This is a genomic window from Halochromatium sp., from assembly GCF_054919635.1.
The window spans coordinates 1-8,965 of sequence record NZ_JBUDPI010000135.1 but is presented as its reverse complement, the minus strand read 5'-3'; the positions used below and the strand labels follow the sequence as shown (position 1 = coordinate 8,965).

The window sequence follows — 8,965 nt, the reverse complement described above, 5'->3', positions numbered from 1 at the left end:
GACGCGGACGTCGGCGACTCCAGAGAGTTCGCGGCACGGCTCAAGGCCGCTCTTGAGCCGCTGCTCGATGCGCGCGATATTGGCCTGCCAGCCTTGGCCGCCGGTGCCAGAGACAGGGCCAGGCTCGAGCAGCAGGTCGATGCTGGCAGTGGCGATGGCGCAGGCCAGTGGGTTGCCCATGAAGGTTGGGCCGTGCATGAAGGCGCCCGGCTCGGCGCTGGAGATGGCGTGCGCGACCTGCTCGGTGGCGAGGGTGGCGGCCGAGGTCAGATAGCCGCCGGTGAGGGCCTTGCCGAGCGCCATGATGTCGGGGCTGATGCTGGCGTGCTCGCAGGCAAAGAGCCGGCCGGTACGGCCGAAGCCAGTAGCGATCTCATCAGCGATCAGCAGCACGCCATGGGCGTCGCAGAGTGCGCGGACGCGCTGCAGGTACTCGGCGGAGTAGAAGCGCATGCCGCCGGCGCCCTGGACGATGGGCTCGAGGATCACGGCCGCGATCTCGTCGCGATGGGTCTCGATCAGACGTTGGAGGTCGGCGATATCGGCATCGGCGCAGGGCTCGCCGAAGCGCGGTGTTGGCGCCGGCGCGAAGAACTGCTGCGGCAGCACCTGGTTGAAGAGGTGGTGCATGCCGGTGACCGGGTCGCAGACCGACATCGCATGGAAGGTGTCACCATGGTAGCCGGCGCGGATCGTCAAGAAGCGCACGCGCTTGCGCTGGCCGACGGCCTGCTGGTATTGCAGCGCCATCTTCATCGCGACCTCGACCGCGACCGAGCCCGAGTCGCAGAGGAAGACCTGCTGCAGTGGCTCAGGCGTGATTCGGACCAGCCGCTCCACTAATTCCACGGCTGGCGCATGGGTCAGCCCGCCGAACATCACATGCGCCATCTGCTCGAGCTGATCGCGTGCGGCCTGGTTCAGGACCGGATGGTTGTAGCCGTGGATCACGCACCACCAGGAGGCCATGCCGTCGATCAGTTGGCGACCGTCCATCAGCTCAAGGCTGCAGCCCTGCGCGCGGCGGACCGGGTAGACCGGGTCGCGGTCGATGGTCGAGGTGTAGGGATGCCAGGCGTGCGCGCTGTCGACTGTCAGAAGACGCTCGACCTCGGCACTGCTTGGGGTGTTGGCTACCGAGCTCATGGTGGGTAATCGGCGTTCTTGATCGTACTGCGGTCCGGTGACGGGCCGGAGACTCAATCCCCGTCGCGGCGCTGGCCGATGCCGTGCTCGCGGGCGAACTCGAGCATGCGCTGGATCGGTATGACGGCGCGCTGGCGAATCGCCTCGTCAATGTGAATCTCTTGATTGCCGCGCTCGAGCACGACCGCGAGGTTCTGCAGTGCGTTCATCGCCATCCAGGGACAATGCGCGCAGCTCTCGCAGGTGGCGCCTTCGCCTGCAGTCGGGGCGGCGATGAGCGTCTTTTCGGGCGCGAGCTGGTGCATCTTCCAGAAGATGCCCTCGTCGGTGGCGACGATGAACTCGCGATTGGGTAGGTCGCGGACGGCGTTGATGAGCTGGGTGGTGGAACCGACCACGTCTGCTTGATCGACGACCTCGTCGGGTGATTCCGGATGGACCAGCACGGCAGCGTCGGGGTGCAGGCGACGCACACGGTCCAGTGCGAAGCCCTTGAACTCCTCGTGAACGACGCAGGCGCTGTCCCAGAGCAGCATCTCGGCGCCAGTCATTCGCTGCACGTAGCGCCCGAGGTACTTGTCGGGTGCCCAGAGGATCTTCTCGCCGCGCTCGTGCAGATGCTTGACGATCGGCAGGGCGATGCTCGAGGTGACCACCCAGTCCGAGCGTGCCTTGACCTCGGCACTGGTGTTGGCGTAGACGACCACGGTGTGATCGGGATGGGCGTCGCAGAAGGCACTGAATGCTTCGGCTGGGCAACCCTCGTCTAGCGAGCAGGTCGCCTGCAGGGTCGGCATCAACACCCGCTTCTCGGGATTGAGGATCTTGGCGGTCTCGCCCATAAAGCGCACGCCGCAGACGACCAGCGTCTTGGCGCTACTCTCAGCGCCAAAGCGCGCCATCTCGAGCGAGTCAGCGACATAGCCGCCGGTCTCCTCGGCGAGTGCTTGAAGGTCGCCGTCGACGTAGTAATGGGCGACCAAGACCGCGTCTTGCTCGGCGAGCAGACGCTTGATGCGCTCCCTGAGCGTCTCTTTCGCGGCCTCGTCGAGGGCGGGCCAGATCGGGTGCGCAGGGACCTCGATGCGGTCGCGGACGGGTGCTTCGGCGTTGGCGATGTTCATACTGATCTCCGGGCTCCGCGCGCTCTGGAGCGCTCATACCTCGGTGCGCGTTGGCTCCGGCGGTTGGCTTGGACAATGGTGAGCCGGCCGCGGGCGTTCGCGCTCATTTCAAGAAGGTGATGCGGTCAAGGTCTGTGAGGCGATAGACCCGAGCTGGCCGGTGTTTGCCGCGGCGGCGTAGCTCGCCGGTCTCTTCGATCACCTCGAGTGCCTGCGCCCATTTACGGAAGTTGCGCTTATCGATCTCAGCATCAACCAGGGTTTCGTAAACGCGCTGCAGCTCACCGAGGGTGAAGGTCTCGGGCAGTAAGTGAAAGGCAATCGTCGAGTCATCGAGCTTGCCGATCAGCCGTCGGTGGGCGGTCTCGATGATCTCGGCGTGATCAAAGGCCAGGGGCGGCAACGCCTTCACTGGAAACCAGTCGGCTGCCGCAGCGTCGTCGCCGGCTTGCACCGCGAGCTTGGCCTGGGGGGCGAGCGCGAGATAGGCGACGCTAATCACCCGCTCGCGCGGATCGCGACCGGGCCTGCCGAAGGTGCCCAGCTGCTCAAGATAGAGATTCTCAACGCCCGTCTCTTCAGCCAGCTCGCGCGCTGCGCCGGCCTCGAGGTCCTCGTCGATATCAACAAAGCCCCCAGGAAGCGCCCAGCTGCCCTTGAATGGCTCATGGCCGCGCTCGATCAGCAGCAGCTGCAGGCTGTCATCGCGGATGCTGAAGAGCACGACATCGGTAGTGACCGCGGGATGTGGGTAGCGGTAGCAGTAGGGCTTGGAGGCGTCCGCTGCCTGGTCCGGTGTCGATGAGTTCGATGGCTGGTTCATGCCGATTAAGTTAGTGTCAAATCTACACTTATGCAAGCATAGGCCGGTCTCAGCGGTCTTCCCGGCTCATCGGCTCATCGGCTCATCGGCTCATCGGCTCACGCCAGAGCCAGGCGGCGCCGCGGACGCCGCTCGAGTCGCCAAAGCGGGGCGGGACAATGCGTGTGGCGAGACCGTCGCCGAAGATGAACGGACGGATGGCAGTGGGGAGTCCATGGTAGAGGCGCTGCAGGTTGGAAAGACCGCCACCAAGGACGATGACCTCCGGGTCGAGCAGGTTGATGACGGCCGCCAATGCGCGTGCGAGTCGGTCTTGATGGCGCTGGAGGGCGGCTTCGGCCTCGGCATCGCCGCGCTCGGCGGCGTCTGCGATGGCTTTGGCGTTGAGCTGGCGGCCGGTCAGCCGCTGCAGGTCAGCGGTGAGTGCGGGGCCTGAGATCCAGGTCTCAATGCAGCCACGTTTGCCGCAGTAGCAGCTGGGGCCAGGCCGTTCATCGTCGCCTGGCCAGGGCAGCGGATTGTGTCCCCATTCGCCGGCGATGGCGTTGGGTCCACTTAGCAGCTGGCCATTGACGACGATTCCACCCCCCGTACCGGTGCCGAGGATGACGCCGAAGACCGATGCGGCTCCGGCGGCGGCCCCATCGGTCGCCTCGGACAAGGTAAAGCAGTCGGCATCATTGGCGATTCGCACGGGGCGCCCAAGCCGGTGCTCAAGGTCGGTCGCGAGACTCTGGTTGTTGAGCCAAATCGAGTTGGCATTGCGCAAGCGCCCATTGAAGGGCGAGAGGGCGCCGGGCGTGCCAACGCCGATACTCGCCCGCACGCCGAGCGCGGTTTCGAGCTCCGCGACCAGCGTCTTGATGGCCTCAAGCGTGCCCGGGTAGTCGTTGCGTGGCGTCGCGATGCGCTTGCGCCGCAGAATCTGGCCGTCTTTGGCGAGCGCTGCGGCCTCAATCTTGGTGCCGCCAAGATCGACGCCGATATAGATCGGCTTGGTCATCCAAGGCAGTCGGCATTAGCCCTGCGCAGGTGGTGTCTTGAGCCCACGCGGGTTGGTGAAGCGCTCATTGAGGTTCTGCACATAGGATTCGCAGTCATGAAGAACCTTGGCGATGCGCCCTTCGGCCCAGTCGTTCCAGCCCAGCGGCTTGCCGAAGAAGAAGGTCTGCCAACTGCGCGTGTTGACCTGGAAGGCGTCCAGCACATTGCCGGGCAGGCGCTCATCACGAAGCTGCTTGCGGAGCCAAGGGCGTACGCTGAAGGCGGCGAGCTTGCGCAGCCCGAGATGGGCGGCGAAAAACAGGAGCACCGCGAGCGCCTCGGCGCCTTGCAGACCCCAGGAGACGCCCATGCCCTCGAGCGTCTCGAGCCAGGCCGGCTCGTAAGATAAGCCCTGCCAGTGGCCGCCGGTAACGCTCCAGTAAAGAAATGCTGAGACCATTGCCAGTAAGACAAACGCGTCGCCCATGAAGGTGCGCGCGCGCCAGCGTCGCACCGCGGTCTCGAGCAGCGGCACGGTCTCGTCGGCAAACGCTGTGGCAGCATGACGCAAGGAGGCGATGATTCGGTAGGCACGCTCGATCTCGACCTGATCCATGCGCTCATAGATCTCATTGAGGTCGGCATCGCGCTTGCGCTCAAAGCGCTCGCGCTTGGCGGGGTCTTGAATGCCGGGGGCGGAGCCACTGTAGACGGTATAGAAACGCCCGGTGGTCATGCCGACCTCACCGAGGGCACGGAGCCAAGCGGCGACCACGTCTTCTGGGTTGTCCTCCTTCGCAGAGGTGTCGATCTGACTCAGGATGTGCAGGAATTTGCTCGAGTCCGCCCGATTCTTGGTCCGCACCACCAGGTGCTCGAGGGTGTCACGCATCGCCCCCGGCTCCGGATGCCGCGCATCGAATAGCACCAACACCAGGTCGGAGAGATCGATCATGTGATCAGTGATGCTGAGGATGGCATCGCGCTGGGCATCAGCGTCGAAACCGGGCGAGTCGATCAGGATCTTGCCCCGCAGACGATCGCTGCAAGAGGTCTTGAGCTGCAGATAGGCATCGATGCGCTTACCCTCGCCGCCGGCAACGCGCTCGATCTCGCGCGACATCTGGTAGAAGGGAAAGCGTGGGTCGGAATCCAGCGAGACACCAGGTAAGGCGTGGCTGCGGGTCTCCGGACTGTAGACGACGACAGTGAAGCGGTCGTCGACGGCCTGATTGCCGGTACGCTGAATGTTCTGGCCGAGGAAGTCGTTGATGAAGGTCGACTTGCCCGCGGAGAAGGTGCCGAGCACCGAGATCAGCGGCCACCAGGGCACCTGACTCGCAAAGGACTTGTTCTCGGGCAGCAGGTGCATGTCGGAGGCCACCCGATCGAGCGTCCGGAAGCTCTGCACCGCGCTCAACAGGATCGGGTTCTCTTGCTCTAGGTGGCTCTCGAGGTCGTTGAGACGCCTCTGCACGCTTTCCGGGCCTGTGGCTGAAGACATGCGTCATGCTCCTGTCAGTGGTCTCGGTCTGGCTCGAGCCTGGATGAAAGCTCGAACGGCTGCGGATACTATACGCTTTGCGTCAGGCAGGATAGTGCCCGCGCGGTGAGCAGGGTTTAGCCGCACCCTCAAGATCCAGCCTGGCGAATAAAGCGGGCCGCAGTCAATGGCTTAGCGTTTCTTTGGGGGCAGATAGCGGCAGCATGGAGCGCCTTCAGAGCTTTTCTAAGGGGCTGATTTTTTTGGTCTAAATGTCAAGCTCGCTTGATATCAGGGCGCATTTTCAGGATACTTCGCGAGCTTAGCTCGTACATCGCCGACAATAACGATTAAACGTCTTGGAGCCGCCACCGCGAACGCGAAATGGGCCTCAGCTGCAGACTGCGTCTACTGCACAGGATCGATCTCGGCGCGAGGCTATCGCCGATAGTCGTGCCGATCTCGGTTGGATGGCAGTATCGAGAACACTGCTTAGTGCGCGTGGCTGATAAGCTCAGGCTCGCGTCGTCAGGGTTTACAGGACGATGCCAGCGGCTTGCGTCAAGCGTTGAATTAGGGCGGCTGGGCGATTTGCCGAATTCAGCTCTCGGGTACCCGGAATCATGGGAAATCTAATTATGCGCATGCTCTCGATCGGGCTCATCGCTGCAATGAGCGCCGTTACCGCTGTATCGGCCCAGACAGTGGAAGACATCTATGTGGTCAAGCAGGCAGAAGGTCTGCCGACGGTCTCAGTCGGCGGTACCGTCATCCCCTATAAAGAGGTCACGTTGGCTGCGCAGCTGCCGGGCCGGGTCGACTATCTCGCGGGCATCGAGGGTGATTCGTTCGAGAGCGGTGATCTCCTCGTATCGCTCGATGCCAGCGAGCTAAAGGCAAAACGTCAGGCTCTACTCGCGCAGATGGCCACGGCCGACGCGCAGTTGCGTAACGCTGGCGTCCAGTACAGCCGAGAGCTCTACTCACCTCGTGCGCGCAACGCTCCGGGCGGCATGGGTATGCCTAACCTCTTCGATCAATTCTTCACCCGGCCGATGGAGGATTTCGTCGGCGATCGCGATGTGGACGCGGAGCTTTCCGCCGATCTGTTCGCCTCGGGAACCCAGATCCAGGAGGCACGCAATGCGATGATGCAGCTGCAGGCCGAGCTGCGGGCGCTGGATGCGAAGCTCCGTGATGCACGCTCGATCGCACCCTTCGACGGGGTGATCGTCAGTAAGTTCATCGAGGCGGGAGATACGGTGCAGCCGGGTCAGCCGCTGCTGGATTTTGCCGATGTCGAGTATCTCCAGGTTGAGGTCGATGTCCCTGCCCGATTGCGTCCGGGCCTGCGCGAAGGGGCGATGTTACGTGCGGAGCTCGACGTGCCAGCGCGAGCGCGCGCGGGAGCCGAGCCGACCGATGATCCCGGCAGTGTGCCCGTGCGTGTGGCGCAGGTCTTTCCGATGGCTGATCCACAGCGGCATACGGTCAAGGTGAAGCTCGATCTGCCGAAGGGCGTCTCCGAGCCAGGCATGTATGCCAAGGTGATGGTGCCGGATTTCAACGCCCCGGCCCGGGTTAACCCAGTCGTACCACGCACCGCCATCCGCTATAACGGCAGCCTTCCCGGCGTCTATGTGCTTGACGACGAAGGTAACCCACACCTGCGTCTGATCCGTGTCGGCGAGCCGACACCAAACGGCGGGGTCACTGTCCTTAGTGGCTTGCGCGCCGGTGAGCGAATCCTCAGCAATCCAGGCCCTGGCATCGCTACTGGCTGGTCTCAGGACGGTCGCGCAAATCGCTGAGAAGATCTCCGACGGCCGAGATGGGGTCTGCCGTTTGTGCCCTGTCTCGGTTTTTCACGCCCGCTCCTGATGCACGAAACAGACTATGAGCCAGGACGATAGCCCTCGCACGCCAGCGCCGGAAGACGCTCGCTCCCTCGCTTCGATGGATGGTGACAGTCTCGGTCTCGCAGGCCGCACTGCCCGTTTCTTCATCCGCTCACCACTCTCGCCGCTGCTCTATGTGGCGATGCTGATGATGGGGCTGCTCGGTCTGATCGCGACACCGCGGCAAGAAGACCCGCAGATCTCGGTGCCCATGATCGACATCATGGTGCAGTATCCAGGGGCTTCCGCAGAGCAGGTCTCGAGTCTCGCGATGCAGCCGCTCGAGCGGATCATGAGCGAGATCCCGGGTGTCAAGCACGTCTATTCCGCCGCGCAGCGTGGCCAAGGCCTGGTGACGGTTGAGTTCGATGTCGGCGAGGAGAATGGTCCGTCGCTGGTCAAGGTCAACGACAAGATCGCGTCGAACATGGACAAGATCCCACCGGGCGTGATGCCGCCGCTGGTCAAGACCAAGGGTATCGACGATGTGCCCATCGTCACGCTCACGCTCTGGTCTAAGGATGTCGACGGTAATGGCCGACCCGACGTCGACGACGGTCAGTTGAGGCTACTGGCGCAAGACGTGCTGCAGTCGCTGAAGGAGGTCAAAGACACTGGCAACAGTTTTATTGTCGGCGGGCGCAAGGAGCAGATCACTGTTGATGCCTATCCTGAGCGCCTCTCCGGCTATCGCATCAGCCTGGATGAGGTCGCCAGCACCATCCGTGCGGCCAACGCCGAGGCGAGCGCTGGCGGGGTTGAGTCCAGTGGCTCGCATTTCTCGGTGGTCACCGGCTCGTTTCTGAGTGGTGCCGAGGATATCCAGCGTTTGGTGGTCGGCACCTACAACGAGACCCCCGTCTATGTGCATGACATCGCGCGTGTCCGCCAGGGACCAGAGGATGCGGATCAGTTGGTGGCCTATTACAGCGGTCCGGCGGCTGAGGGTGATCTGAAGGCCGACGGTGCCCCCGCGGTGACGATCGCGATTGCAAAGAAGGAATTGACCAACGGCGTCACCGTGGCGAACGCCATCCTCGACAAGGTTGAGGAGATCAAGGGCGAGCGCATCCCGAACAATGTGGCGGTGAGCGTGACCCGTAACTATGGCGAGTCCGCTGATGAGAAGGTCTCTGAGCTGATCTTCAAGCTGTTCATTGCGACCTTCTTCGTCTTCTTGCTGGTGCTGGCGGCCTTCCGCGCGCTGAAGCCAGCGATCGTGGTCATGTTGGTCATTCCAGTGGTCCTGCTGATGACGATCTTCACGGCCTGGATCACCGATTACACCATCGACCGGGTGAGCCTGTTTGCGCTGATCTTCTCGATTGGCATCCTGGTCGATGACGCCATCGTCGTGGTTGAGAATATCTATCGGCGCTGGCTCGAGGAGGGTCGCACCGATGAATACACCGCCGTCGATGCGGTGCGCGAGGTCGGTAATCCAACCATCCTCGCGACCTTCACCGTCATCGCGGCGCTGCTGCCGATGGGCTTCGTTAGCGGCATG

Annotated in this window: 7 protein-coding genes; 2 read left to right on the top strand and 5 right to left on the bottom strand. The window is 63.2% G+C overall.

The genetic code is table 11. The features are described from left to right. The 5 genes from bioA to ACY693_RS09870 form a co-directional block, all read right to left on the bottom strand. Positions 1–1,146 (bottom strand): adenosylmethionine--8-amino-7-oxononanoate transaminase (gene bioA, locus ACY693_RS09890; RefSeq protein WP_462321661.1); only part of this gene is annotated, 1,146 nt, incomplete at its 3' end. 53 nt (positions 1,147–1,199) lie between these two features. After that, positions 1,200–2,270: a quinolinate synthase NadA gene (gene nadA / locus ACY693_RS09885; RefSeq protein WP_462321660.1), complete on the bottom strand. Its 1,071-nt coding sequence runs from the start codon at positions 2,268–2,270 to the stop codon at positions 1,200–1,202. Between the two features lie 103 nt (positions 2,271–2,373). Further along, positions 2,374–3,093, bottom strand: coding sequence for an NUDIX hydrolase (locus ACY693_RS09880; RefSeq protein ID WP_462321659.1), 720 nt, complete (start codon positions 3,091–3,093; stop codon positions 2,374–2,376). Between the two features lie 82 nt (positions 3,094–3,175). Then, positions 3,176–4,096 carry an ROK family protein gene (locus tag ACY693_RS09875; RefSeq protein ID WP_462321658.1) on the bottom strand — a complete coding sequence of 307 codons (921 nt, stop codon included), beginning with the start codon at positions 4,094–4,096 and terminating at the stop codon, positions 3,176–3,178. Positions 4,097–4,111: 15 nt separating this feature from the next. After that, positions 4,112–5,581 carry a dynamin family protein gene (locus ACY693_RS09870; protein WP_462321657.1) on the bottom strand — a complete coding sequence of 490 codons (1,470 nt, stop codon included), beginning with the start codon at positions 5,579–5,581 and terminating at the stop codon, positions 4,112–4,114. A gap of 623 nt (positions 5,582–6,204) precedes the next feature. Here ACY693_RS09870 and ACY693_RS09865 point away from each other — a divergent pair. After that, entirely contained in the window at positions 6,205–7,371 is a 1,167-nt protein-coding gene (locus ACY693_RS09865) for an efflux RND transporter periplasmic adaptor subunit (protein ID WP_462321662.1), read from the top strand. An 85-nt stretch (positions 7,372–7,456) separates the two neighbouring features. After that, positions 7,457–8,965, top strand: a 1,509-nt coding sequence (locus tag ACY693_RS09860; RefSeq protein WP_462321656.1) for an efflux RND transporter permease subunit, incomplete at its 3' end; no start/stop codon positions are given.

What these genes read in the sequence shown, in the direction of transcription:
- ACY693_RS09870 (WP_462321657.1), bottom strand. Translation starts at nt 5,581, where the DNA reads ATGTCTTCAGCCACAGGCCCGGAAAGCGTGCAGAGGCGTCTCAACGAC.
- ACY693_RS09880 (WP_462321659.1), bottom strand. Translation starts at nt 3,093, where the DNA reads ATGAACCAGCCATCGAACTCATCGACACCGGACCAGGCAGCGGACGCC.
- ACY693_RS09875 (WP_462321658.1), bottom strand. Translation starts at nt 4,096, where the DNA reads ATGACCAAGCCGATCTATATCGGCGTCGATCTTGGCGGCACCAAGATT.
- nadA (WP_462321660.1), bottom strand. Translation starts at nt 2,270, where the DNA reads ATGAACATCGCCAACGCCGAAGCACCCGTCCGCGACCGCATCGAGGTC.
- ACY693_RS09865 (WP_462321662.1), top strand. Translation starts at nt 6,205, where the DNA reads ATGCTCTCGATCGGGCTCATCGCTGCAATGAGCGCCGTTACCGCTGTA.